The sequence below is a fragment of the Vibrio sp. YT-18 genome (genome assembly GCF_033337345.1).
Taxonomy (GTDB): domain Bacteria; phylum Pseudomonadota; class Gammaproteobacteria; order Enterobacterales; family Vibrionaceae; genus Vibrio; species Vibrio alginolyticus.
In genome coordinates, this window is sequence record NZ_JAWOQO010000022.1 from 35,975 (window position 1) to 59,097 (window position 23,123).

Annotated in this window: 24 protein-coding genes; 12 read left to right on the plus strand and 12 right to left on the minus strand. The window is 46.0% G+C overall.

What is annotated here, in order from left to right; all coding sequences use genetic code 11:
• From R7M72_RS21130 to pfkA, 3 genes are all read left to right on the plus strand, one after another.
• A complete protein-coding gene (locus R7M72_RS21130) occupies positions 1-513 on the plus strand; it encodes a CpxP family protein (RefSeq protein ID WP_138940508.1) in 513 nt (170 codons plus the stop codon).
• Positions 514-624: 111 nt separating this feature from the next.
• Entirely contained in the window at positions 625-1,539 is a 915-nt protein-coding gene (fieF, locus tag R7M72_RS21135) for a CDF family cation-efflux transporter FieF (protein WP_025998696.1), read from the plus strand.
• A gap of 277 nt (positions 1,540-1,816) precedes the next feature.
• Positions 1,817-2,779, plus strand: coding sequence for a 6-phosphofructokinase (gene pfkA / locus R7M72_RS21140; protein WP_005381521.1), 963 nt, complete (start codon positions 1,817-1,819; stop codon positions 2,777-2,779).
• 90 nt (positions 2,780-2,869) lie between these two features.
• On the opposite strand, the gene R7M72_RS21145 is transcribed toward pfkA, so the two are convergent.
• Positions 2,870-4,252: an MATE family efflux transporter gene (locus R7M72_RS21145; RefSeq protein WP_017635565.1), complete on the minus strand. Its 1,383-nt coding sequence runs from the start codon at positions 4,250-4,252 to the stop codon at positions 2,870-2,872.
• Between the two features lie 240 nt (positions 4,253-4,492).
• Here R7M72_RS21145 and R7M72_RS21150 point away from each other — a divergent pair, with 240 nt between their 5' ends.
• The 3 genes from R7M72_RS21150 (at position 4,493) to R7M72_RS21160 (ending at position 7,386) form a co-directional block, all read left to right on the plus strand.
• Positions 4,493-4,783, plus strand: a complete 291-nt coding sequence (locus R7M72_RS21150; RefSeq protein ID WP_005381516.1) for a co-chaperone GroES — start codon at positions 4,493-4,495, stop codon at positions 4,781-4,783.
• Between the two features lie 77 nt (positions 4,784-4,860).
• Positions 4,861-6,507 carry a chaperonin GroEL gene (gene groL / locus R7M72_RS21155; protein WP_005381509.1) on the plus strand — a complete coding sequence of 549 codons (1,647 nt, stop codon included), beginning with the start codon at positions 4,861-4,863 and terminating at the stop codon, positions 6,505-6,507.
• Positions 6,508-6,822: 315 nt separating this feature from the next.
• Positions 6,823-7,386, plus strand: coding sequence for a VC2662 family protein (locus R7M72_RS21160; RefSeq protein WP_005381507.1), 564 nt, complete (start codon positions 6,823-6,825; stop codon positions 7,384-7,386).
• Between the two features lie 100 nt (positions 7,387-7,486).
• On the opposite strand, the gene R7M72_RS21165 is transcribed toward R7M72_RS21160, so the two are convergent.
• A complete protein-coding gene (locus R7M72_RS21165) occupies positions 7,487-7,984 on the minus strand; it encodes an MgtC/SapB family protein (protein WP_005381504.1) in 498 nt (165 codons plus the stop codon).
• A gap of 95 nt (positions 7,985-8,079) precedes the next feature.
• Positions 8,080-9,102, minus strand: a complete 1,023-nt coding sequence (gene epmB, locus R7M72_RS21170; RefSeq protein WP_005381502.1) for an EF-P beta-lysylation protein EpmB — start codon at positions 9,100-9,102, stop codon at positions 8,080-8,082.
• Positions 9,103-9,134: 32 nt separating this feature from the next.
• On the opposite strand from epmB, the gene efp reads away from it, so the two are divergent.
• Both efp and R7M72_RS21180 read left to right on the plus strand, forming a co-directional pair.
• Positions 9,135-9,701 (plus strand): elongation factor P, encoded by a 567-nt coding sequence (gene efp / locus R7M72_RS21175; protein ID WP_005381500.1) that lies wholly within the window; start codon positions 9,135-9,137, stop codon positions 9,699-9,701.
• 266 nt (positions 9,702-9,967) lie between these two features.
• The gene (locus R7M72_RS21180; protein ID WP_005386397.1) at positions 9,968-11,371 is read left to right on the plus strand and encodes an SPFH domain-containing protein; all 1,404 of its coding nucleotides are present in this window, start codon (positions 9,968-9,970) and stop codon (positions 11,369-11,371) included.
• Between the two features lie 102 nt (positions 11,372-11,473).
• Here R7M72_RS21180 and frdD read toward each other — a convergent pair whose 3' ends face one another.
• From frdD to frdA, 4 genes are read right to left on the minus strand one after another with little or no spacing between them, the layout of a single operon-like run.
• Positions 11,474-11,851 (minus strand): fumarate reductase subunit FrdD, encoded by a 378-nt coding sequence (frdD, locus tag R7M72_RS21185; protein WP_005381493.1) that lies wholly within the window; start codon positions 11,849-11,851, stop codon positions 11,474-11,476.
• 11 nt (positions 11,852-11,862) lie between these two features.
• Complete coding sequence (gene frdC / locus R7M72_RS21190; RefSeq protein WP_005381491.1) at positions 11,863-12,246, minus strand: fumarate reductase subunit FrdC; 384 nt, start codon at positions 12,244-12,246, stop codon at positions 11,863-11,865.
• Between the two features lie 2 nt (positions 12,247-12,248).
• The gene (locus R7M72_RS21195) at positions 12,249-13,007 is read right to left on the minus strand and encodes a succinate dehydrogenase/fumarate reductase iron-sulfur subunit (protein ID WP_005381489.1); all 759 of its coding nucleotides are present in this window, start codon (positions 13,005-13,007) and stop codon (positions 12,249-12,251) included.
• On the minus strand, positions 13,007-14,806 hold the full coding sequence (gene frdA, locus R7M72_RS21200; protein WP_005381487.1) for a fumarate reductase (quinol) flavoprotein subunit: 1,800 nt from the start codon (positions 14,804-14,806) through the stop codon (positions 13,007-13,009). The genes R7M72_RS21195 and frdA overlap by 1 nt, the downstream gene beginning before the upstream one ends.
• 435 nt (positions 14,807-15,241) lie before the next feature.
• Here frdA and epmA point away from each other — a divergent pair, with 435 nt between their 5' ends.
• From epmA to R7M72_RS21220, 4 genes are all read left to right on the plus strand, one after another.
• Positions 15,242-16,213: an elongation factor P--(R)-beta-lysine ligase gene (gene epmA / locus R7M72_RS21205; protein ID WP_005381485.1), complete on the plus strand. Its 972-nt coding sequence runs from the start codon at positions 15,242-15,244 to the stop codon at positions 16,211-16,213.
• A gap of 9 nt (positions 16,214-16,222) precedes the next feature.
• A complete protein-coding gene (locus tag R7M72_RS21210; RefSeq protein ID WP_017635567.1) occupies positions 16,223-16,597 on the plus strand; it encodes a VanZ family protein in 375 nt (124 codons plus the stop codon).
• 21 nt (positions 16,598-16,618) lie between these two features.
• Positions 16,619-17,254, plus strand: a complete 636-nt coding sequence (locus R7M72_RS21215) for a TetR/AcrR family transcriptional regulator (protein ID WP_017635568.1) — start codon at positions 16,619-16,621, stop codon at positions 17,252-17,254.
• Positions 17,255-17,398: 144 nt separating this feature from the next.
• Positions 17,399-18,355: an acetyltransferase gene (locus tag R7M72_RS21220; protein ID WP_017635569.1), complete on the plus strand. Its 957-nt coding sequence runs from the start codon at positions 17,399-17,401 to the stop codon at positions 18,353-18,355.
• Positions 18,356-18,428: 73 nt separating this feature from the next.
• Here R7M72_RS21220 and R7M72_RS21225 read toward each other — a convergent pair whose 3' ends face one another.
• The 5 genes from R7M72_RS21225 to R7M72_RS21245 form a co-directional block, all read right to left on the minus strand.
• Positions 18,429-19,574 (minus strand): murein hydrolase activator EnvC family protein, encoded by a 1,146-nt coding sequence (locus R7M72_RS21225; protein ID WP_005381476.1) that lies wholly within the window; start codon positions 19,572-19,574, stop codon positions 18,429-18,431.
• 27 nt (positions 19,575-19,601) lie between these two features.
• Complete coding sequence (gene cysE / locus R7M72_RS21230) at positions 19,602-20,423, minus strand: serine O-acetyltransferase (protein ID WP_005381475.1); 822 nt, start codon at positions 20,421-20,423, stop codon at positions 19,602-19,604.
• Positions 20,424-20,501: 78 nt separating this feature from the next.
• A complete protein-coding gene (gpsA, locus tag R7M72_RS21235) occupies positions 20,502-21,539 on the minus strand; it encodes an NAD(P)H-dependent glycerol-3-phosphate dehydrogenase (RefSeq protein WP_005381474.1) in 1,038 nt (345 codons plus the stop codon).
• Positions 21,540-21,734: 195 nt separating this feature from the next.
• Positions 21,735-22,199, minus strand: a complete 465-nt coding sequence (secB, locus tag R7M72_RS21240) for a protein-export chaperone SecB (protein ID WP_005386410.1) — start codon at positions 22,197-22,199, stop codon at positions 21,735-21,737.
• Positions 22,200-22,424: 225 nt separating this feature from the next.
• Positions 22,425-22,859 (minus strand): rhodanese-like domain-containing protein, encoded by a 435-nt coding sequence (locus tag R7M72_RS21245; RefSeq protein ID WP_005386415.1) that lies wholly within the window; start codon positions 22,857-22,859, stop codon positions 22,425-22,427.
• Between the last annotated feature and the right edge of the window lie 264 nt (positions 22,860-23,123).

Genomic DNA, 23,123 nt, shown 5'->3' on the forward strand with positions numbered 1-23,123 from the left:
ATGAAGTCTGCAAAAAAACTTGTGTTAGCTGCTGTTGTTCTACCTCTTACTCTTGGCGCCGCAAGCGCATTCGCTTACGGTGGTAAAAACCATCATAAAGGTCCTCGTGACGAATGCGGCATGGGTATGGACCGAGGTGTCATGCGTCAACTAGACCTGACTGATGCACAAAAAGATCAGCTAAAAGAAATGCGTGAAGCAAACAAAGTGGAAATGAAAGCAAAATTCGCTGATGGCAAAGAAGCACGTATGGCTGAGCGTCAAGCGCATCATGCAAAAGTGCAATCGCTTTTGCTGGCGGATAATTTTGATGAAGCTCAAGCTACCGAATTAGCAAAAGAGATGGTTGAGCGCCAAACGGAACGTCGCGTGCAAATGCTAGAAAGAAAGCACCAAATGCTTAGCGTATTAACACCTGAGCAGAAAGCGAAATTTGTTGAGCTACAAAATGAACGTATGCAAGAGTGTGGCGACAGAATGCACAAGCGCATGGAAAAGTCGCGCAATAATTAAGTCATGAATTGATGTTATATAAAGAGGCAGCCATTGGTTGCCTCTTTTTGATCTGGTTATTTCATGGTCATTCAATATACTCAACGTATGGTTTTAGTTAACTCTTTGATTATGAAACAGCAATACGCACGTTTAGTTACGACCGCCGCTTGGACTGCAACCATTGTGGCGACGCTTCTTCTGATAGTAAAAGTCATCACGTGGTGGGTAACCGGTTCAGTGAGCTTATTGGCGTCATTGATTGACTCCATGTTAGATATCGCGGCTTCGGTTGTGAATCTTGTGGTGGTTCGTTACGCCTTACAACCTGCAGACCGCGAACATACTTTTGGGCATGGTAAAGCTGAGTCCTTAGCGGCCCTAGCCCAAGCAATGTTTATTTCGGGCTCGGCAGTATTTTTGATTCTTAACGGGATTGACCGATTTTTCCGCCCGCATGCTTTACACGCACCGGAGTTAGGTGTGTATGTATCGCTGTTTGCGATTGTGGTCACACTTGGCTTGGTGATGTTCCAAAAACATGTGGTTCGCGTGACGGGGAGCCAAGCAATAGCGGCGGATTCTCTGCATTATCAGACTGACTTGTATATGAATGCTGCGATCATGGTTGCTCTGGGGCTCAGTTATTTTGGAGTGACTCAAGCGGATGCTGTGTTTGCGATTGGTATTGGTGTCTTCATTCTTTATAGCGCTTTCAAAATGGTCAGCGAAGCGATTCAAACCTTACTTGATAGAAAGTTGCCCGATGAAGAACTTGAGCAAATTAACCAAGCTTGTTTGAGCGTAAAAGGGGTATTGGGCGTGCATCAGTTACGCACGCGAATGTCCGGACCGACGCGCTTTATACAGTTGCATTTAGAGCTAGACGATAACTTACGATTAATTGAGGCGCATTACATCGCTGATAAAGTGGAAGATAATTTATTGGCTCTTTTTCCTGATGCGGACGTATTGATCCATCAAGATCCATTGTCTGTCGTTTTCGGACCAGAGAAAGAGCAGAAAGCACAAGATTGGTCGGCTTGAAAAATCCATCAGTGCCCGACGACAAACAGGTACTTATTGACTATCTTTCCATCAATACTTATTAAGATTCGTGATCCTGATATGAATCAACAAAGTTTCATAGAGAAACTGTAATACTCTTACATAAGTAGAAAAGTTACATAAAAAAGTGCGTTTTCATTGGTAATCCTGTAGAGGAAATGTAACATAACGCACAGTTCTGGATTATGCAGGTTGCTTGGTAACAAGGGGCCTAAAAGAAAATTAAATAATTGATTGCCAAAGATCGAGGGTGAGCATGATTAAGAAGATCGGTGTTTTAACAAGTGGCGGTGACGCACCTGGTATGAACGCTGCGATACGCGGCGTAGTACGTACAGCACTATCCGAAGGATTGGAAGTATTCGGTGTGTACGACGGCTACCTAGGCCTATACGAAGGCCGCATCGAGAAGCTAGATCGTTCTAGCGTTTCAGATGTGATCAACAAAGGTGGTACGTTCCTAGGTTCTGCACGTTTCCCTGAATTTAAACAAGTGGAAGTTCGTGAAAAAGCGATTGAGAACCTGAAAAAACATGGTATCGATGCACTAGTGGTAATCGGTGGTGATGGTTCGTACATGGGTGCGAAGAAACTGACTGAAATGGGTTACCCATGTATCGGTCTTCCGGGCACAATCGACAACGATATCGCAGGTACGGATTACACTGTGGGCTACCTAAGTGCACTAAACACCGTTATCGATGCAATCGACCGTCTACGTGATACTTCTTCATCTCACCAACGCATTTCAATTGTAGAAATCATGGGCCGTCACTGTGGTGATTTGACTCTGATGTCTGCAATTGCGGGCGGTTGTGAATACATCATCACTCCGGAAACTGGTCTAGACAAAGACAAGCTGATCAGCAACATCCAAGATGGTATCGCTAAAGGTAAGAAACACGCGATCATCGCGCTTACTGAGCTAATGATGGATGCTAATGAACTAGCACGTGACATCGAAGCCGCGACAGGTCGTGAAACTCGTGCAACAGTACTTGGTCACATCCAACGTGGTGGTCGTCCAACTGCATTTGACCGCGTACTAGCATCTCGTATGGGTAACTACGCTGTTCACCTATTGATCGAAGGTCATGGTGGTCGTTGTGTAGGTATCGTGAAAGAGCAACTTGTTCACCACGATATCATCGACGCAATCGAAAACATGAAGCGTCCAGTACGCAACGATCTATACAAAGTTGCTGAAGAGTTGTTCTAAGCAAGCTTGAAATAGATAAACAAAACCGCGGCTTTCCGCGGTTTTTTTGTATTTGATAATCAACAAAAAGAAACTAGTGATAGACGAGTGTTAAGACACGCTGCTCTGCTCTATGAGCGTTAATTTGCGCTCGCGCAGCGCAAACAAGTAGCCCAGTAGCCCACCCAACGTATTCCCAACCGCGATACCGATAAACAAGCCTTCAATGCTGTAGATTTGGCTCCCGACCCACGCCGATGGCAAGGTAAAAATGAACAGCCGCATAAAGCTCCACTGGAATGCACGCAATGGCTTGTGCATCGCATTCAAACCACTGACTAACATCATCACGATGCCTTGGAAGCCATAACTAAATGGCACCACCAGTAAATAATGCCAAAGCAGGTTTTTCACCGCATCTTCCTGAGAAAACAGCGCAGCCAGAGGAATGCTCAGCGGTACCATCATCAAGAAGATAAACCCTTGGAATACCACTGCAAAACGCATGCTAATAAATAAACCGGAAAAGGCTCGTTGCGGTTGTTTGGCTCCTAAATTTTGTGCCATAAACGGTGTGAGGGCAGAGGTCAGCGACATCAATACTAAAATCAATATAGACTCAATACGCTGCGCTGCGCCGTAAGCAGCAACCGCCGCTGTACCGTGGTTGGATAACAGCATCATCAGAATGGCACCGGACAACGGATTCATCGCGTTTGATAGCGCTGCAGGGGTACCAATTTTTAGTGTCTGTTGCCAGTCTTGTTTCAGCAAAGCCCATTGGGGTTGAGCAAGCAATTTTTCCCGTTTAATTAGCACATAGAATGAGCCACACAAAGCACCTAACCAGCTAAAGGCACTTGCTATGGCTGCGCCTTGAATGCCAAGTTCCGGAAAAGGACCATAACCGAAAATCAACAATGGATCGAGCATGCCATTAATCAAACCAGCCAACATCATGACTTTTGCTGGTGTTTTTGTGTCGCCAGTAGCTCGGATAGCACTGTTGCCCGCCATTGGGATCACTAGCAGAGGAATGGTGAGATACCAGACCTGCATATACTGCTCAATAAGAGGGATGAGATCATCAGACGCACCAAGAAAACGAAACAATGGCGCAATGGTGGTAAAGCCAATAGAAGACGCGATAGCCACAAGTAACACGGCTAATAACAAACCGTGGGTGGTGAACCGAGCAGCTTGTGGTGCATGACCTTGCCCAAGCAAGCGACCAATATTGGTCGATAGTCCCATCCCAATCCCCATCGTAATGCAGTTAACCGCAAAGGTGACAGGGAAGGTATAGCTGATAGCTGCTAGCGCTTGAGTGCCAAGCAACGAGATAAAAAACGTGTCCACCAAGTTAAACATCAAAATTGCGATCATGCCCATGGTCATGGGTACGGTCATTTTCCGCAGCGTTTCAGGAATGGGTGCGGTCAACAAACCATGCTTATCGGTCGCTTGGGGTTCCAGCTTGTTATTTTCCTGCATGTGTGACAACTATCTGGTGAGCAAACTGCAAGGATACAAGAAAGCGAGATGTCGAGCGAGTGAGCATTTCTAACGCAAACCGTTGCCTAGTTGTTCGTTATTTTAACTAAGTCACAAAAATTTTGTGCCACCCCCTTGGGATCGCTGCTTCGACCCCTTATATAGGGATCACGTGTCTGGGGCTACAGTCCCTAAGGACAATTATCAAATAAACATGGAAATTTTCAGGAGAGACGACCGATGAACATTCGTCCATTACATGACCGAGTTATCGTTGAACGTAAAGAAGTTGAATCTAAGTCTGCTGGTGGCATCGTTCTGACTGGTTCTGCTGCAGAAAAATCGACTCGCGGTGTTGTTCTAGCTGTGGGTAAAGGCCGCATCCTAGAAAACGGCACCGTACTGCCACTAGACGTTAAAGTCGGTGATACCGTTATCTTCGCTGAAGGTTACGGTACAAAAACTGAAAAAATCGACGGTAAAGAAGTGCTTGTCATGTCTGAAAACGACATCATGGCGATCGTTGAATAATAGCAATCATTGAGTAATTTTTTGCTCAGATTCAATTACGAAATTACACACAAAGAATTTTAGAAAGGAAATCAAAGATGGCTGCTAAAGACGTTAAATTTGGTAATGACGCACGAGTTAAAATGCTGGAAGGTGTAAACGTTCTGGCTGACGCAGTAAAAGTAACACTGGGTCCTAAAGGACGTAATGTCGTTCTAGACAAATCTTTTGGTGCACCAACTATCACTAAAGATGGTGTATCAGTAGCGCGTGAAATCGAGCTGGAAGATAAATTCCAGAACATGGGCGCACAAATGGTTAAAGAAGTTGCGTCTAAAGCAAACGACGCAGCGGGTGACGGTACAACAACAGCAACGGTACTAGCGCAATCTATCGTTAACGAAGGTCTAAAAGCAGTCGCGGCGGGCATGAACCCAATGGATCTTAAGCGTGGTATCGACAAAGCTGTTGCTGCGGCAGTTGAGCAACTAAAAGAGCTTTCTGTTGAATGTAACGACACAAAAGCGATCGCGCAGGTTGGTACTATCTCTGCAAACTCAGACGCAAGCGTAGGTAATATCATTGCAGAAGCAATGGAGCGTGTGGGTCGTGATGGCGTTATCACGGTTGAAGAAGGTCAGGCGCTACAAGACGAGTTAGACGTAGTAGAAGGTATGCAGTTCGACCGCGGTTACCTGTCTCCTTACTTCATCAACAACCAAGAATCAGGCAGTGTTGATCTAGAAAACCCATTCATCCTTCTAGTAGACAAGAAGATCTCAAACATTCGTGAGCTTCTTCCAACGCTAGAAGCTGTCGCGAAAGCATCTCGTCCACTGCTTATCATTGCAGAAGATGTAGAAGGCGAAGCGCTAGCAACATTGGTTGTGAACAACATGCGTGGCATCGTAAAAGTTGCAGCTGTGAAAGCACCTGGCTTCGGTGACCGTCGTAAAGCAATGCTACAAGACATCGCTATCCTAACTGGCGGTACTGTGATTTCTGAAGAGATCGGTCTAGAGCTAGAAAAAGTTGCACTAGAAGATCTAGGTCAAGCGAAGCGTGTTTCTATCACGAAAGAAAACACGACTATCATCGATGGTATCGGTGAAGAAGAGATGATCTCTGGCCGTGTTGCTCAGATTCGTCAACAAATCGAAGACGCAACTTCAGACTACGACAAAGAGAAACTACAAGAGCGTGTTGCTAAACTGGCTGGCGGTGTTGCAGTAATCAAAGTCGGTGCAGCGACTGAAGTTGAAATGAAAGAGAAGAAAGACCGTGTAGAAGATGCGCTAGCCGCAACTCGTGCAGCGGTTGAAGAAGGTGTTGTTGCTGGTGGTGGTGTTGCACTTATCCGCGCGGCATCTAAGATTGCTCACCTAACGGGTGACAACGAAGAACAAAACGTTGGTATCCGCGTTGCACTACGTGCAATGGAAGCGCCAATCCGTCAAATCACGAAGAACGCAGGTGAGGAAGACTCAGTGGTTGCGAACAACGTGAAAGCGGGTGAAGGTAGCTACGGCTACAACGCGGCAACAGGCGAATACGGCGACATGCTAGAAATGGGTATCCTAGATCCAACTAAAGTTACTCGTTCTGCACTACAATTCGCAGCATCGGTTGCAGGTCTGATGATCACAACTGAAGCGATGGTTACTGACCTACCGCAAAAAGACGCGCCAGCGATGCCTGACATGGGCGGCATGGGTGGCATGGGCGGTATGGGCGGCATGATGTAAGCCAGCTTATCTCATCGCTCTAAGGGAGCCCTTATAGCGGAAAGATAACCGACCAAACCTTTAAAAGTCGAGGCAGATGCCTCGACTTTTTTTATGCGTGTCACCTGAGAAACATGACGTTCTGGAGTGGCTTATCATGAGATTTTTGAGCGTAAAAAGCGCCATTTCAGAAGCAAAAAATCGAAGAGAAATATTTTTTCTTTTGAGTCAGATGGTTAAATCTGACCTATTGCTAACACTTTTTGAACGGGGACAGAGCAAAATCTGAACATTACACTATGTTGTAAATTGTTGCTTCCCATCATGGAGATGAAAATGAAAAAGCTTATGACGTCATTGGCGGTTGCAGCCGCTATCGCATCACCTGTTGCTTTTGCCGACAGTACACCTGTGATGTTCTCTACTATCGATAACACAAACGCACCTTCTAATTCTTCAGTTGGTGGCGTTCGTTTAGCTGTGTTGCATGGACAGGTAAATGAGGTTAAAGGTGTCGACTTTTCACTGCTTGGTATGTCAGAAACGGATCGTACGACAGGTGTGAACTTCGGTCTGTTTTTTGGCGCAGCAAAAGTAAATCAAGAAATGAAAGGCGCGTCTTTAGGCTTAGTTAACTGGAACCAAGGTCAGACGACGGGTGTTAACTTGGGTGCTGTTAACATTACGAACAACGTAAAAGGCTTGAACTGGAGCGCGGTGAACTATTCTGAAGGCTACACCATGGCGGATGTGGGCTTAGCGAGTATCTCTAAGAAGTCTAATTTCCAGTTTGGTTTCTTCAACATGACCGATCAAATCGATGGCGTGCAAATTGGTCTTTTGAACTGTGCGGATAACGGTTTCTTCAAGTGTTTCCCACTCATCAACTTTGCTAAGTAATCCCTGAGAAAGTCAGAATCTTTATATACAGAAAGCCCTCGATGTTCGTCGAGGGCTCTTTAATTACTGATGAGATGAAGTGAGTTTCTCGGAGCGTTAACTATTTAATTAATCGTGATGAAGTTTTGCGTTGTTGAATTCTTTGATGAACACCGCGGCGTAATGCTTTGATGTGGTTTTCTGCTTTATCCACACCTAACAACACGGTTAATGTCAGGAGAGTAATAACCACCGACTGCGTTAAATAACCCAAACCTATCATCAAACCTAAACCTGCTAGTACCCATATTACAGCCGCGGATGTTACGCCATGGATTTTTCCATCAAGTGTCATCATAACGCCAGCGCCTAAGAAGCCGACGCCAGTAATGATCTGACCAAGCACTCGTGCTTGATCAAGTGTATTTGGCGATAACGACACTGCCATCGACATAAACAGGTAGGTGCCTGAAATAATTAATATTGCTGTGCGAATGCCAACCGGTTTACCACGAGTTTGGCGCTCTATACCGATCATGAGCCCATTAATGGCGCAGCATAGTAGGGCAGGCCAACTGAATGGGCCAAGATCGAAAATTTGTTCGAATGCTGTATGCATCTTGACCTCCAAAAGTGCGGAGTATGCATAGACTTACCGTGCAAAGCGAACAAAAATAATCAATCTAGACGACAAATTTAATTGAGCGTCAGAGCTTACTCTAAATGCAAATCCAACGGCGTTTTACTTGGCCTGCCACCAATTTCTCGTGTGAGTTTTGGTACCAGATAACCCGATACACGCGTGATGAGTCCGCGCATAATAGCTTTCGCTTCTTCGTCCGAAATAAAGTAGTGCGCTGCGCCTTGCACCTTATCAAGAACGTGGAGGTAATAAGGCAAGATACCCGCGTCAAATAAGGCCTCACTTAACGCCACTTGAGCTTCTACCGAATCATTCACGCCTTTCAGCAGAACGCCTTGGTTTAGAAGCGTAACGCCCGCTCTTTTGAGCTTGAACATCTGTTCAGCAAATTCGTCATTGATTTCGTTGGCATGGTTGATGTGAGTGACGAGGATGATTTGTAACCTTGATGCTTGCAGAAGTTGGCATAGTTCATCAGTGACTCGAGCTGGAATCACCACAGGTAAACGGCTATGAATACGCAGACGTTTGATGTGAGGAATGTGAGCAATGTGCTCTAAAAGCCAATGAATCTCATCGTCTTTTGCCATTAATGGATCACCACCTGAGAAGATGACTTCGTTCAACTCTGGTTGTTGTGCCATGTACTCTAAGCACTTGGTCCAGGCTTGTTTCCCGCTTTTGTTCTCTTGATAAGGGAAGTGACGACGAAAACAGTAACGGCAATTTACCGCGCAGCCACCTTTGACAATCATCAGGGCGCGGTTGCGATACTTGTGTAGCAGGCCAGGGACTTCATTGTCCTGCTCTTCCAATGGATCATTGGAGTAACCCGGATGCACCTCAAATTCGTCGCTCAGTGGTAAAACCTGACGTAAAAGAGGGTCTTTAGGGTTGCCTTTCTCCATCCTATCGACAAAACTTTGCGGTACACGCTGTGCAAACAGCTTGCGCGCGGCAAACCCGTCTTGCCACGGTGAAGGATCAATTTCCAGTATTTCGAGCAATTTTGCAGGATCAGAGATCCCATTCGCCAACTGTTTGAGCCAGTTTTGCTCAACAGATTCGACTTTTCGGGTTATTATGTGCGGCATTGAATTTAGCTCTAAGAATGTAAGAGGAAAAAATGGCTACAGTTAGCACCAATGAATTTAAAGGCGGTCTTAAGTTAATGCTTGATAACGAGCCTTGTGTAATTCTGGAAAACGAATACGTTAAACCAGGTAAAGGCCAAGCGTTCAACCGTGTTAAAATTCGTAAACTTCTTTCTGGTAAAGTGCTAGAGAAAACATTCAAGTCTGGTGACACTTGTGAAGTGGCAGACGTAATGGATATCGACCTAGATTATCTATATTCAGACGGCGAATTCTACCACTTTATGAACAGTGAAACGTTTGAACAGATCGCAGCGGATGCAAAAGCGGTAGGTGAAAACGCTAAGTGGTTGGTAGAAAACAACACTTGTATGATCACTCTTTGGAACGGTAACCCAATTACTGTTACTCCACCAAACTTCGTTGAGCTAGAAGTTGTAGACACAGACCCAGGCCTGAAAGGTGATACTCAAGGTACTGGCGGTAAACCAGCGACGCTATCAACTGGCGCTGTTGTTCGTGTTCCTCTGTTCATCTCAATTGGTGAAGTGATTCGCGTAGATACTCGTACTGCTGAATACGTAGGTCGTGTGAAGTAAGCACTTTATATGATTGTTAGAAAGGTCGCTTCGGCGGCCTTTTTTATTGCCTGTGATTCTTCTCTTTTAATCCCTCTGCGTAAAACATCGATATCCTCCGCAAATTTTTGATGATTTTGTATTATTCGTAAAAATCTTATTTATTCCATGAATCTGTCGATTATTCCTTAATGTAACATTTTGATACATTAGTACTTGTCGCTGAGTTGCATAGCAATCTGATTTTTATCGATTTAACTCAGTAACAATCCAAAAAGGAGAACAAAATGGAAAGCAGAGGTTTAGGAAGGGGTTTAAAGGTGGAAGAAAGACGTCAGTTACTACATAAAGGATTAAAAGCAGCCGTATTTGGCGTACCGCTGTTGGCAATAGGCTTAACGATTAATAGCTCGGTGCTGATGACCGATGCGGGTTACAGCTACGTGCATCAGAATAATATTACTGGTGAGTTGGATGTGTTTACTGAACCTGGCATTCATTTTCGCATGCCATTTCTGTCCAAAATCACCAAGTATGACCAAGTGATCACCGTGTCATTCGGTAACAGCAAGGGCGAAGATTTTTATCAACGCCTTGATGCGATTCAGGTTCGATTTGCCGACACCTATATTGGTCAGATCCCCGTAACATTCCGCTTTAAGCTCAGTAATGACCCTGAAGCGGTGAAGAAGATGCACAAAGAGTTCCGCAACAACAGTAACTTGATCGATGCGCTGCTTGTAAAGAACGCACGTAACGTAACGGTGATTACCGCAACCCAATACACGGGTGAAGAGTTTTTCCAAGGTGGTTTGAACCAATTCAAATCGAAACTTGGCGATCAGTTACGAGAGGGGATTTATCTAACAGAGCGACGTCAGGTTGAAGTGGAAGAGTTGGATCTTGCGCCTGTTGGGGCGAATCAAGCCAATCCGAACCAATTACAGCGCACCAATCAACTGGTTTGGAAAACCGTACCTGTCGTAGACAAAACCGGGCAACCGATTCGTCAAGACAATCCGTTACAACAATACGGTATTCAAGTGACGCAGGTGACCATTGGTGACCCACAGCCCGAAAAGCAATTAGATCAGCTATTGGCAGATAAAAAGCGTTTAGTGGCGGATCGTATTCGCGCGATTCAGGAACAAGAAACGTCGAAAGCACAGGCAGAGACCGAGCAGTTACGCAAAGAGATTCAACGAACACGTGAGGTGCAAGACGCCCAGCGTGGTAAAGAACTCGCAATTATTGCTCAGCAAAAAGAAGTGGAAGTTGCACGTCAGATTGCAGAGCGTGAAATCGTTGAAGTGGAAAAAACCAAACGACTTGCTGAAGTAGAGAAGGAGAAAGAGCTAGCTATCGCAGAGGCTAACTTAGCGATTCAAAAAGCGAACGCACTTTCTGCTGAGTTTGAAGCGAAAGCGATATTAGCGAAAGGTCGCGCAGAATCTGAAGTCCTAAAAGGTAAGTATGCAGCGTTAGGAGCAAACCGTGAAGTTTACTTGGCAGAATTGAATCGAGACGTAGCGAACTCGCTGTACAACAATTTGCAAAACTTCCAAGTTCAGATGCCACAAAATTACATTGGTGGAAGTGACGAAACGGGCTTGAAAACAAACCTAGATGTGATTACTGGCTTTGGTGCTCTGGGTCTTATGGACCAGACAAAGAAGGTCGCACAGCAATAAGATCATGGGTGGTCAAAAGCTTAAAAAGCAAAAAGATCATGGGTAACCCAAAGCAATAAAAAAGCTGGCATTTAGCCAGCTTTTTCTTTTTTGGTCAGTCTCTTAAATCATGAAGATAAAGATAACTGCTAGTGCAGTGATGAGGCCTGCAAATGCATAGCATGCAATTTTACCAATCACACCAGTGTGGAATTTAAGGTCGTGCATGCCGTGGTGTACACGGTGCATTGCATGCCACATTGGCAATGCTAGCGTGCCAATGATGAATAGCGCACCGATGATGCTGGTTGCGAATGCAGAGACACGCTCGTAGCTCATCGCTTCTGCATCAATCACGCCTAGTGGGACCAAGATGCCCAGCACCAATACCGTGATTGGCGTGATCATCGCGAACCAAGTACCACCTGCGCCAAACAGACCCCACCAGATTGGCTCATCAGAACGTTTTGGTGATGTGTTTACACTATAATTCGGTTTCATTGCTCAGCTCCTTACACCACGATGAGAACGATCAGTGAGATAAACGCAACAGCGGCCCACTGAGTCAATACGATGATCTTCTTGTCCACTGGTTTGCCTTTCAAACGAATTGGCATTACTTGTGGCATCATGCTGAAGAAAGTTTGAGCGTGGAATAGGCTACCGAGTAGTGCAACGATGTTGATTGCGACTACGATTGGGTTCGCCATGAATGCTAACCAACCTTGCCATGCTTCAGGACCTTTCACCAAGCAACCTAAACCGAAAGTTAGGAACAGAGTGAATAGGATTAACGGAAGCACCGTAGCTTCACGTAGCATGTAGAAGCGGTAGAAAGGATGGTTCTTCCACCAAGTGCGTTTTACTTCACGAACGTAAGGTTTACGATTGCTCATCCTTATGCCTCCACTTTCTTTGGTGAACCATCAGGTTTCAACATAGCAATCACGAAGTCCATAGAAGACTCCACTTTGCCTTGGTTTACTGCCGCTGCTGGGTCAACGTTCTTCGGACAAACTTCAGAACAGTAACCAACAAACGTACAACCCCAAGCACCGTTTTCACCGTTGATAAGCTTCATGCGCTCATCTTTACCGTTGTCACGGCTGTCTAGGTTGTAGCGGTGGGCTAGCGTTAGTGCAGCAGGACCGATGAACTCTGGGTTAAGACCAAACTGAGGACATGCTGCATAGCACAGACCACAGTTGATACAGCCAGCGAATTGCTTGTATTTCGCCATCTGTTCTGGCGTTTGCAAGTTCGTACCGTCTTCTGGTTTACGATCGTTACCAATGATGTATGGTTTGATTGCTTCTAGGCGCTCGATGAATGGCGTCATATCAACAATCAAGTCTTTCTCGATTGGGAAGTTCGCTAGAGGCTCGATAGTCACACCGTCTGGGTAGTCACGTAGGAAGCTCTTACAAGCAAGTTTCGGTACGTTGTTCACCATGATGCCGCAAGAACCACAGATCGCCATACGGCAAGACCAACGGTAAGACAGATCTTTGTCTAGGTGGTCTTTGATGTAACCAAGTGCGTCAAGTACAGACATGGTTTCATCGAATGGGACTTCGAATGTTTGCTTGTATGGTTCTGCATCTTTCTCTGGGTCGTAACGCAGGATGTCTACTTTTTGAATGCGATTTGCTGACATTATGCTTGCTCCTCTGCGTTCTTCTCTTCAGCCGCTGCTTTTTCTGCTGCTTCACCGTATAGACGAGCTTTTGGCTGTGACTTAGTGATGGTCACATTGCTGTAATCGATACTTGGTGCTGACTCTGGCTTGTAGAAAGCAAGTGAGTGTTTTAGGAAATTCACGTCATCACGTTCTGTACAACCGTCGTCTAGACGTTGGTGCGCGCCGCGCGACTCTTTACGTAGAATCGCAGAGTGAACCATCGCTTCTGCGACTTCTAGGCCGTAACCCACTTCGATTGCGTATAGAAGGTCTGTGTTGAACACTTTACCTTTGTCTTTGATGCTGATGCGTTTGTAGCGTTCTTTCAACTCAGTGATTTTGTCGATAGTCGCTTGCATCAAATCTTCTTGGCGGTATATACCACAGCCCGCTTCCATGGTGTGGCCCATTTCTGTGCGTATTTCTGCCCAGTTTTCGTCGCCTTCTTGGTTCATCAGTTTCGCGATGCGCTCTTCAACGGCTTTGACTTGCGCGTCAATTGCCGCGTCGTTCCAGCCTTTGAATTCTGCTGCGCGTTTCACTGCATTTTCACCCGCTACGCGGCCAAATACCACGAACTCAGCCAGTGAGTTAGAACCTAGACGGTTTGCACCGTGAAGACCAACAGACGCACATTCACCCACCGCGAATAGGCCTTTAATGCGAGTTTCACAACCGCCGTCCGTTTCAATACCACCCATGGTGTAGTGAACGGTTGGACGAATTGGAATTGGCTCTTTTGCAGGGTCCACGTTTACGTAAGCTTTTGCTAGCTCACAGATGAACGGTAGACGCTCTTGTAGGTACTCTTCACCAAGATGGCGAAGGTCTAGGTGCACCACGTCACCCAGTGGGTGTTTGATGGTGTTGCCTTTCTGTTGTTCGTGCCAGAAAGCTTGAGAAACTTTGTCACGAGGACCCAGTTCCATGTATTTGTTCTTCGGTTGGCCAACTGGAGTTTCAGGGCCCATGCCGTAATCTTGTAGGTAACGATAGCCGTTCTTGTTAACGATGATACCGCCTTCACCACGACAACCTTCCGTCATCAGGATACCTGTGCCTGGAAGACCGGTTGGGTGGTATTGAACGAATTCCATATCACGTAGAGGAACGCCGTGACGGTAAGCCATTGCCATACCATCGCCCGTTACGATACCACCGTTGGTGTTACAGTGGTAAACACGGCCCGCGCCACCTGTTGCTAGAACAACCGATTTTGCTTTGATAGTAACAAGCTCGCCTTCAGACATGTGAATAGCAATCAGACCTTGAACTTCGCCTTCATCAACAAGCAGATCCACCACAAAGTACTCATCAAAACGTTTGATGTTGCTGTACTTCATTGATGTCTGGAATAGCGTATGAAGCATGTGGAAGCCAGTTTTGTCTGCAGCGAACCAAGTACGTTCAACCTTCATACCACCAAAGCGGCGTACGTTGACTTCACCGTTCTCTTTACGACTCCATGGGCAACCCCATTGCTCCATTTGGATCATTTCGCGAGTCGCGTTCTCTACAAAGTATTCAACAACATCCTGTTCACATAGCCAGTCACCACCGCCAACAGTGTCGTTGAAGTGGTTGTCTAAGCTATCTTCATCCTTGATAACTGCTGCTGAGCCACCCTCTGCAGCGACCGTGTGGGAGCGCATTGGATAAACTTTAGAAATCAGAGCGACTTCTAAGTCTGGGTTTGCTTCAGCCGCTGCAATAGCAGTACGAAGACCAGCGCCGCCTGCGCCGATGACTGCGATATCTGTGGTGATAATTTGCACAGTTATCCTCCAGTGTGTGATTGCGGAAATCCGCTTGTTATTGTCATTACGAGGCGCTCTTTAAAAAGAACTCCCCAAAAGTAGTAGGGTTAGTGTAGATGAGCCACATGGCAGAAAAATTGATGTAATTGGGTTTTTGCTTCGGTAATGCACTTAAGGGCATAGAATTTATAGGTTATGTGACTGCTATCACGGCATCGAGGTTTTGGCCCTCAAGCATTAACATTAGGGATGTTAAACCTGTGTTGCGTGACATTAACCGCATGGATAATAGGTTTTTAACTGAGTGTTTTTTGTGCTGCGGCACGAGTAATGCTTGCCTCAAATTGGCGAGCTCATTAGTAAAAAGAAGAAGGGATATTCCTCTCTTCTTGAAGAGTAAAAAGCATGTAGAATGAGGCTTTCCTCGCTGAATTAAAGTTTGAGAGACTTGTTATGCAAACCAACTGGCAACCTACTGCTTCCATTGACCAACTTCGTCAACGTGCGACGTTAATCGCGTCGATTCGACAATTCTTCGCTGACCGACAGGTGATGGAAGTCGATACGCCAGCCATGAGTCACGCAACCGTGACTGACATTCATTTGCATACTTTCCAAACCGAGTTTGTTGGCCCAGGCTATGCCGATGGCAGTAAGCTGTTTTTTATGACCAGCCCAGAGTTCCATATGAAGCGCCTTTTGGCTGCGGGCAGCGGTTGTATTTATCAAATCAACAAAGCATTTCGTAATGAAGAGAATGGTCGCTACCACAACCCTGAATTCACGATGTTGGAGTGGTATCGCGTTGGCTTTGACCATCATAAATTGATGGATGAAATGGATGACCTGTTGCAGCTGGTATTGAAGTGTGGCGCAGCGCAGCGCATGACGTATCAGCAAGCCTTCATTGATGTGTTGGGTGTGTGTCCACTGGAAGGCTCGATGACTGAGCTGAAAGCGGCGGCAAGCAAGCTGGGTTTGAGTGACATTGCTGAGCCTGAAGAAGATCGCGATACGCTGCTGCAACTACTATTTAGCGTGGGAGTAGAAAACAAAATTGGTCAGGACGTGCCAGCTTTTGTGTACGACTTCCCTGCATCACAGGCGGCGCTTGCGAAAATCAATCCTCAAGATCATCGCGTCGCGGATCGTTTTGAAGTGTACTTTAAGGGGATAGAGCTGGCGAACGGATTTCATGAACTGGATAACCCGAAAGAGCAATTAGCGCGCTTTGAACAAGATAACGCAAAGCGTATCGAAATGGGTTTAAAACCACAGCCGATCGATTATCATCTGATCTCTGCACTGGAAGCAGGGTTGCCAGATTGTGCAGGGGTCGCGTTGGGTATTGATCGTTTGATCATGCTGGCGCTAGGTTGTGACCACATTGATCAAGTGACGGCCTTTCCATTTCCAATTGCATAAGGACGTCCAATGAACCTGACGGCTGCACGTTTCGTCATCTTTAGCTACGCCATATTGATCGCTTTTTTATCTCTGAGTTCAGGTGAACTGCAAGACTGGGGCAATATAGCGTATCTCGACAAAATGCAGCACGCTATGGCGTACAGCGGCTTTGCGTTTTTAGGTTGTTTTTGTGTGTGGCGTTGGCGTCAACGTTGGGCGGTGGCGATTAGTATTTTGCTATTCAGCGCCGTTATTGAGTGGTTGCAAGGGTATGTAGGGCGACAAACTTCTTGGTTAGACCTTGTCGCCAACTCAACTGGCATCTTAACTGGTCTGTTATGTTACCGGATTTGGAGCCTCTATCGACCTAGGTTGGTGAAGTCGCTATACTCGATTCGTTAATGAAGAGGGAACACGATAACAATGAAAACGCGCGACAAAATCGTCTACGCGGCACTGGAGTTGTTCAACCAACATGGTGAGCGCAACATCACCACCAATCACATTGCCGATCACATCGAAATTAGCCCTGGTAATCTGTATTACCACTTCCGCAATAAGCAAGAAATCGTTCGTGAGATCTTTGCGCTTTATTCAGCAGAACTTTTAGAAAGATTTACCCCTATTCAAGGTTCGCAAGAGAGCCTGACTATGCTGAAGAGCTACCTAGACTCTATTTTTACCTTGATGTGGAAATACCGCTTTTTCTACGCAAACTTACCAGAAATCTTGTCACGAGATGAACAGCTACACGAACAGTACATCGATGTGCAAGAGAAGCTGCAAGCGAACCTCATTGCTATTATGCAAGAGTTCGTAACGATGAAGCTGTTGAATGTCGATCAACAACAGTTGAAGTCATTGGTATGTACATTGCATTTGATTGCGTGTAGTTGGTTGGCGTATCAATCCGCGATGGCTTCAAAAACCAACATTACCGAGCAAATGGTGAAGCAAGGGATGTTGCAGATGCTTAATGTCGTTAAGCCATTAGCAACTGAGCAGGGCTTAGAGCAGCTACTGGTATTAGAAGATGCGGTTAGCAATCTACACAGTTAAACGTCAAACTGCTTAATATTTCGAGAGTCACTCTCATTTTCGAGTCGTGGCTCGAGTTGACTTGTCAAATATGCCACGCACAATAGTCCCATACGCTAAAAACCCTTGCAGGGATAAGATTCTCGATAAAGGAACTATCGCCCCATGAATTACGACATTTTTAATGGTGATGCTGATGGCATCATTGCTCTTCTACAATTGCGTTTGGCTGATCCTGTCGATGCCCAGTTAATAACCGGTGTAAAGCGCGACATCAAGCTGGTGGAAAAAGTAGACGTGCAAGCGGGTGATGAGCTGACTGTGTTAGACATTTCGATGGAAAAGAACATGGCAGGTCTAGAGCAAGCTTTGGCTCAAGGCGCGCACGTCTTTTACGCCGATCATCACAAAGCGGGCGACATTCCTCAGCATGGTAATTTGGATGCGCACATCGATCTCGATGCCAACATGTGCACGGCGTTGATTGTCGATAAGTTGCTTGATGGGCGTTTTCATGACTGGGCGATTACGGCGGCTTATGGCGATAACATGATTGCTAAAGCTGATGAGTTAGCGAATAACGCGGGCTTGTCGCAGCAACAGAAAGAGCAGCTAAAAGAGCTGGGTACTTTAATTAACTACAACGGCTACGGATCGAAGGTCGAAGATTTACACTTTCATCCTGCGGAGCTGTACCGAGCTTTGCTGAAGTACACGTCGCCATTTGAAGCTATTGAAGATAAGGCCTCGCCATACTACCAATTGCAATCGGCTTACCAACAAGACATGGAGGCGGCTCTCGCAGTGCCTGCCATGCATGAGAGTGGTAAGCTGAAGTTGTTTGAGTTACCAAACACGGCGGCATCACGCCGAATCAGTGGTGTTTATGGCAACTCGCTGGCAAACCAAAACCCTGACTCTGCGCATGCGGTACTTACTGAAAATGCAGATGGGACTTATACGGTTTCACTTCGTGCCCCGTTAAACAATAAACAAGGTGCCGTGGCCGTGTGTGGTCAGTTCCCGACAGGTGGGGGGCGAGAGGCGGCGGCAGGAATCAACGCGTTAAGCAAAGATGATGTGCATGCTTTTATTGATGCGGTAGAAACCTACTACGCATAGCATTTTCCAAAACATGAATACAACAAAGGAGCCGAGTGGCTCCTTTTTTATGACAAGTCAATAAGTCAGATAATCAGCGCTTTAACCAAGATTTCGGATTCTGCGCTTCACTATTACGACGAATTTCGAAGTACAGCGATGGCCTGTCTTGACCGCCCGTATCACCCGCGAGAGCAATCACTTCGCCTGCGGTGACTCGATCGCCTTCTTTTTTAGTTAACGCTTGGTTGTAACCATAGAGGGTCATGTCACCTTTTCCGTGGTCGAGCAGTACCACTAAACCGTATCCGCGCAGATACTCAGCAAATACGACAGTACCAGGATAAACGGCTTTCACTTGTTGACCATAGTTGGCAGACAGCACCATGCCCTTCCAGTTTACCTGCCCGGTTTGTCGCGTACCAAAGTTGTGTAACACACTGCCTTTGAGTGGCCAAGGCAACTTACCGCGCTGTTTGCCGAGTCCGTCCATTGGCACCGCATTACGCTTCGCTGCTTTGGCGATCTCTGCTTTTAAACGGGTTTCGTTGCGTTGCAGCTCGGCTAAGTAGCGTTTGTCATTCTTGATACTGCTCTGAATTTTATTCAGGGTTTGCTTACGCTTGGATTGTGTACTCGCTAGCGCTGTACGTTTTTCGGATTGCTGCTTGAGCAGAGTCTCGATTTGCTCTTTTTCTAGCTCGAGCTGGTTTTTGTTGTGCGCTAATTCTTGGGTTATTTTGGTGATCGCATCAATCACTTCAGCACGTGCTTTAGCTAAATGCTGGAAGTATTGGCTCATGCGGTCTTCTTCCACACCTTGATTTAACAAGTGACCATTGGCCTTCGCTCGCTCGGTTACGTAATACGTTTGCAGCAGCTGTTTGAGTTCTTCTTCTTGCTCTTGACGCTGTGCTTCTTGCAAGGCAATTTTCTCTTCCAGGTTTTCTATGTTTTTGTCTGCTTGTGCGAGGTTAGACTTGGTTTGTCGTATTTCACGCTCAAGCTTAGAAATACCAAGCTCTTGATCTTTTAGTGATTTCTGTAACTCATTGAGCTGCTTTTCTTGGGAAGAGAGCGATTTGCGCTGACGGCTTATCTCACTGGATACGCCTTTGAGCTCTTGCTGACTCACAGCAGAGGAGGTAATGGGATAAGTGGCAGATAAAGCACAAGTTAATAAAATAGCCGAGCGTAGAACAGGGTGATTTTGTTTTCGCACTTGAGAGTTACCTACCACGTTGTTGTCAAAAAGGTTTGTTGACGATTAAATACCATCTCCATGGATAAAGCTTTGCGACTTGCCGTTAAAGCCTTGATCCATATCGAGAGAGGGTTTGTCTGTTTTTGGACGTCCGACGATTTTTGCAGGCACGCCAGCCACCGTTGTGTGAGGAGGCACGGCTTGCAATACCACAGAGCAAGATCCGATTTTCGCGCCTTCACCGACTTCGATATTGCCAAGAATCTTTGCACCAGCGCCGATCATTACGCCTTCGCGAATTTTCGGGTGACGATCACCGCACTCTTTACCAGTACCACCAAGGGTGACATCTTGCAGTATAGACACGTCGTTTTCGACCACGGCAGTTTCACCAATCACGATGCCTGTTGCATGGTCGAGCATGATACCACTACCAATGCGCGCTGCAGGGTGGATATCGACCTGACATGCTACCGAAATCTGATTTTGTAGGTAAGTCGCAAGAGCGTGACGACCTTGCTTCCACAGCCAGTTTGCTACTCGGTAGCCTTGCAGGGCGTGATAGCCTTTTAGGTACAGCAAGGGCATTGAGTACATTGAAACAGCAGGGTCGCGATTGACCGTGGCACAAATATCACAAGCCGCGCCGTCAGTGATGGTTGGATCAGCCGCAAAGGCTTCTTCAACCACTTCACGCACAGCCATCGCTGGCATGGAAGCGGTGTTCAATTTGTTAGCCAGAATATAACTCAGAGCGGCACACAAACTTTCATGCTTGATAATGGTGGCATGATAGAAGCTCGCCAGCATAGGCTCTTGTTCTGACATTTCACGGGCTTCTGAGACAATTTTGTTCCAGACTTTTTGTTTTTCGCAGTGTTTCATTCTCAATATCCAGAGTGGTTCTTCCGTGACCCGACAACTTCAATTTTTCTCAGATGAGCTGCAAAGGGCGGTAGATTGCTACTTTCCTTCGGCTTTTTTGTCACGAGCAAGTAAATCTTGCGCTGCTAAGCGCGCATCTTTTCCTTGATACAATACTTGATAAATTTGATCAACTATCGGCATCTCAACACCCATACGTTGAGAAAGTAGCCATACTTCTTTTGTATTGCGGTAACCTTCAACCACTTGACCAATTTCTTCTTGAGCCGTATCAACGTCTTTACCTTGGCCTAATGCCAAGCCAAAGCGTCGGTTACGTGATTGGTTATCGGTACATGTCAGGACAAGATCGCCTAAACCCGCCATGCCCATAAAGGTTTCTGGCTGTGCACCCAGCGCAGCACCAAGGCGACTCATTTCAGCCAAGCCACGAGTAATTAATGCAGTACGGGCATTGGCGCCAAAACCGATACCATCAGACATACCCGCACCAATCGCAATAACGTTTTTCACAGCGCCACCCAATTGCATACCAATAAAGTCACTATTGGCATATACGCGGAAGGTTTTGCTACAGTGGATTTTTTCTTGTAGATCCGCAACAAATTCAGAATCTGGAGACGCAACAGAGATTGCAGTCGGCATACCCATTGCGAGCTCTTTCGCAAACGTTGGGCCAGACAATACTGCTAGTGAGTAGTTTTCACCGATAATGTCATAAGCGACGTCTTTCAGCAGGCGCCCCGTTTCAGGTTCAAGCCCTTTGGTTGCCCAACAGATGCGAGAGTCTTCGCGCAAGAATGGTTTACAGCTGTTTAGCACGATGCCAAAGACATGGCTTGGAACCACAACCAACAAATCTCGGCTTGCTTGAACGGCTTTTTCTAAATCCGATTCAATGATCAAGCTTTCAGGGAAATCAACACCTGGTAAAAAGGCATGGTTAGCTCGGTCTGCTTCTAGGCGAGCCATGTGCTCTGGCTCGTGTCCCCAAAGGACAACGTTCGCGCCGTTACGAGCGAGTGAGATTGCCAAAGAGGTGCCGTATGAGCCTGCGCCAATCACAGTCATTGCGATGTCTTTACCGTAAGCATTGTTTGTATTTGCTTGTGTCATGCTACCGCCTAATTGTCTTGCTACTAGTAGAATCTAGTTCCTAATCGTCAAATTTTACGCCTTCTGGCGATTAGGAACTAGGAACTTTTGTCAGAAATAAAAAATGCACATTGCATCGAATGGTAGACGCTCTGTGCATTTTGTTTGAGTCGGTGACGTCAGCACTGTGGCTATTCGTCACTTATAAAACGTGAATTACGCTTCAGCTTCGCCTTGTTGAGCTTGCTGTTGTAGGTAGTTCATGAATAGCGCGTCAAAGTTTACTGGCGCTAGGTTCAGTTGAGGGAACGTACCTTTAACGACTAGGCTTGAGATAGTTTCACGAGCGTATGGGAATAGGATGTTCGGGCAGAATGCGCCTAGGCAATGTGCAAGTTGACCAGCTTCCATTTGTTCAGCAGTGAAGATACCACCTTGTTGAACTTCACATAGGAACGCAGTCTCTTCTTCGTTCTTCACAGTAACGGTTAGGCGTAGAACAACTTCGTAAACGCCTTCACCAAGCTCACGGCTTTGAGTGTCTAGGTCTAGTTTAACGTCTGGGTTCCACTCTTTCTGGAAAATTACTGGAGAGTTCGGCGCTTCAAAAGAAACGTCTTTTAGGAAGATGCGTTGAATTGCGAAGTTTTGTTGTGCGTCTTGAGGTGCTGCTTCAGCCATTTTTTAATCCTTAAATCAATATTTGTTGAGCCTAGAAACGTCTAAGCTCAGAAAACTGGTATGTCCTGAGACTAACTGAGCCAATCTACCTTGACTAGATGAAGCGTGTATTACGTGCAAAGCGTCACAACTTAGTGCTCCAACTGCTTTCAATTTGCTCAGTTTTTTGTCCGCGAGGCTTGGTAAAAGCGCGTTTAAACGCGAACTTTCGTTCTTGCCACGTTCCTACTTCTTACCGCGAACTAACGGCAGGTTCGCTTCGTTCCACGCAATCAAACCATTTTTTAGTAGGCTCACGTTTTCGAAGCCAGCTTTTACTAGTAGGTTTGCGCTTTCTTGAGCGGTCTGTCCTGTCTTACATACAACAATGATTGGGTCTGATTTGTGGTTTTCAAGGCTACCCAAGTTACCCGCTTTGATGTCTGACGGTAAAATGTGAAGTGAGTCGGTGATATGACCTTTTTTGAACTCGTCTTTGGTACGGATATCCACTACAACGCCGTTTTCACGGTTCATAAGATGAGTCAGTTGGTTTACGTTGATTTCTTTGTATGCGGCTGTCGCTGATTTCACGATGTTCATGATAAAGGCGACAAGAAGACCTACCCAAACCAAAGATAGAATCATGTTCTGTTGGAAAAATTCAATGTACTCTTGCATGTCTTGAGCTCTTACGCTGTTGGCGGAAAAATAAAGCAGGAGTATAGCGAGGTTACGGCTCTTAGGCGAGAGGGTTAAAATTTTCTAACGAATAATTGAGATCTCTATAAACCCTTTATGCCCTTACTATCCGTACATTTCGCTCTGGTAGCTTGATTGCTTTGGCCTATTGGACTTATCGGTTTAAGTGACTTCTGTTTTACTGAGAAAAGAGAACAATAGGTATTAACCCATCTTGTTTGATGTTGCTTTAAATTAGCACTG

What these genes read in the sequence shown, in the direction of transcription:
- R7M72_RS21150 (WP_005381516.1), top strand. Translation starts at nt 4,493, where the DNA reads ATGAACATTCGTCCATTACATGACCGAGTTATCGTTGAACGTAAAGAA.
- R7M72_RS21160 (WP_005381507.1), top strand. Translation starts at nt 6,823, where the DNA reads ATGAAAAAGCTTATGACGTCATTGGCGGTTGCAGCCGCTATCGCATCA.
- R7M72_RS21180 (WP_005386397.1), top strand. Translation starts at nt 9,968, where the DNA reads ATGGAAAGCAGAGGTTTAGGAAGGGGTTTAAAGGTGGAAGAAAGACGT.
- pfkA (WP_005381521.1), top strand. Translation starts at nt 1,817, where the DNA reads ATGATTAAGAAGATCGGTGTTTTAACAAGTGGCGGTGACGCACCTGGT.
- R7M72_RS21245 (WP_005386415.1), bottom strand. Translation starts at nt 22,859, where the DNA reads ATGCAAGAGTACATTGAATTTTTCCAACAGAACATGATTCTATCTTTG.
- frdD (WP_005381493.1), bottom strand. Translation starts at nt 11,851, where the DNA reads ATGAAACCGAATTATAGTGTAAACACATCACCAAAACGTTCTGATGAG.
- cysE (WP_005381475.1), bottom strand. Translation starts at nt 20,423, where the DNA reads ATGAAACACTGCGAAAAACAAAAAGTCTGGAACAAAATTGTCTCAGAA.
- R7M72_RS21130 (WP_138940508.1), top strand. Translation starts at nt 1, where the DNA reads ATGAAGTCTGCAAAAAAACTTGTGTTAGCTGCTGTTGTTCTACCTCTT.
- fieF (WP_025998696.1), top strand. Translation starts at nt 625, where the DNA reads ATGAAACAGCAATACGCACGTTTAGTTACGACCGCCGCTTGGACTGCA.
- gpsA (WP_005381474.1), bottom strand. Translation starts at nt 21,539, where the DNA reads ATGACACAAGCAAATACAAACAATGCTTACGGTAAAGACATCGCAATG.
- groL (WP_005381509.1), top strand. Translation starts at nt 4,861, where the DNA reads ATGGCTGCTAAAGACGTTAAATTTGGTAATGACGCACGAGTTAAAATG.
- R7M72_RS21215 (WP_017635568.1), top strand. Translation starts at nt 16,619, where the DNA reads ATGAAAACGCGCGACAAAATCGTCTACGCGGCACTGGAGTTGTTCAAC.
- efp (WP_005381500.1), top strand. Translation starts at nt 9,135, where the DNA reads ATGGCTACAGTTAGCACCAATGAATTTAAAGGCGGTCTTAAGTTAATG.
- epmB (WP_005381502.1), bottom strand. Translation starts at nt 9,102, where the DNA reads ATGCCGCACATAATAACCCGAAAAGTCGAATCTGTTGAGCAAAACTGG.
- R7M72_RS21145 (WP_017635565.1), bottom strand. Translation starts at nt 4,252, where the DNA reads ATGCAGGAAAATAACAAGCTGGAACCCCAAGCGACCGATAAGCATGGT.
- secB (WP_005386410.1), bottom strand. Translation starts at nt 22,199, where the DNA reads ATGGCTGAAGCAGCACCTCAAGACGCACAACAAAACTTCGCAATTCAA.
- R7M72_RS21220 (WP_017635569.1), top strand. Translation starts at nt 17,399, where the DNA reads ATGAATTACGACATTTTTAATGGTGATGCTGATGGCATCATTGCTCTT.
- frdC (WP_005381491.1), bottom strand. Translation starts at nt 12,246, where the DNA reads ATGAGCAATCGTAAACCTTACGTTCGTGAAGTAAAACGCACTTGGTGG.
- R7M72_RS21210 (WP_017635567.1), top strand. Translation starts at nt 16,223, where the DNA reads ATGAACCTGACGGCTGCACGTTTCGTCATCTTTAGCTACGCCATATTG.
- R7M72_RS21165 (WP_005381504.1), bottom strand. Translation starts at nt 7,984, where the DNA reads ATGCATACAGCATTCGAACAAATTTTCGATCTTGGCCCATTCAGTTGG.
- R7M72_RS21195 (WP_005381489.1), bottom strand. Translation starts at nt 13,007, where the DNA reads ATGTCAGCAAATCGCATTCAAAAAGTAGACATCCTGCGTTACGACCCA.
- epmA (WP_005381485.1), top strand. Translation starts at nt 15,242, where the DNA reads ATGCAAACCAACTGGCAACCTACTGCTTCCATTGACCAACTTCGTCAA.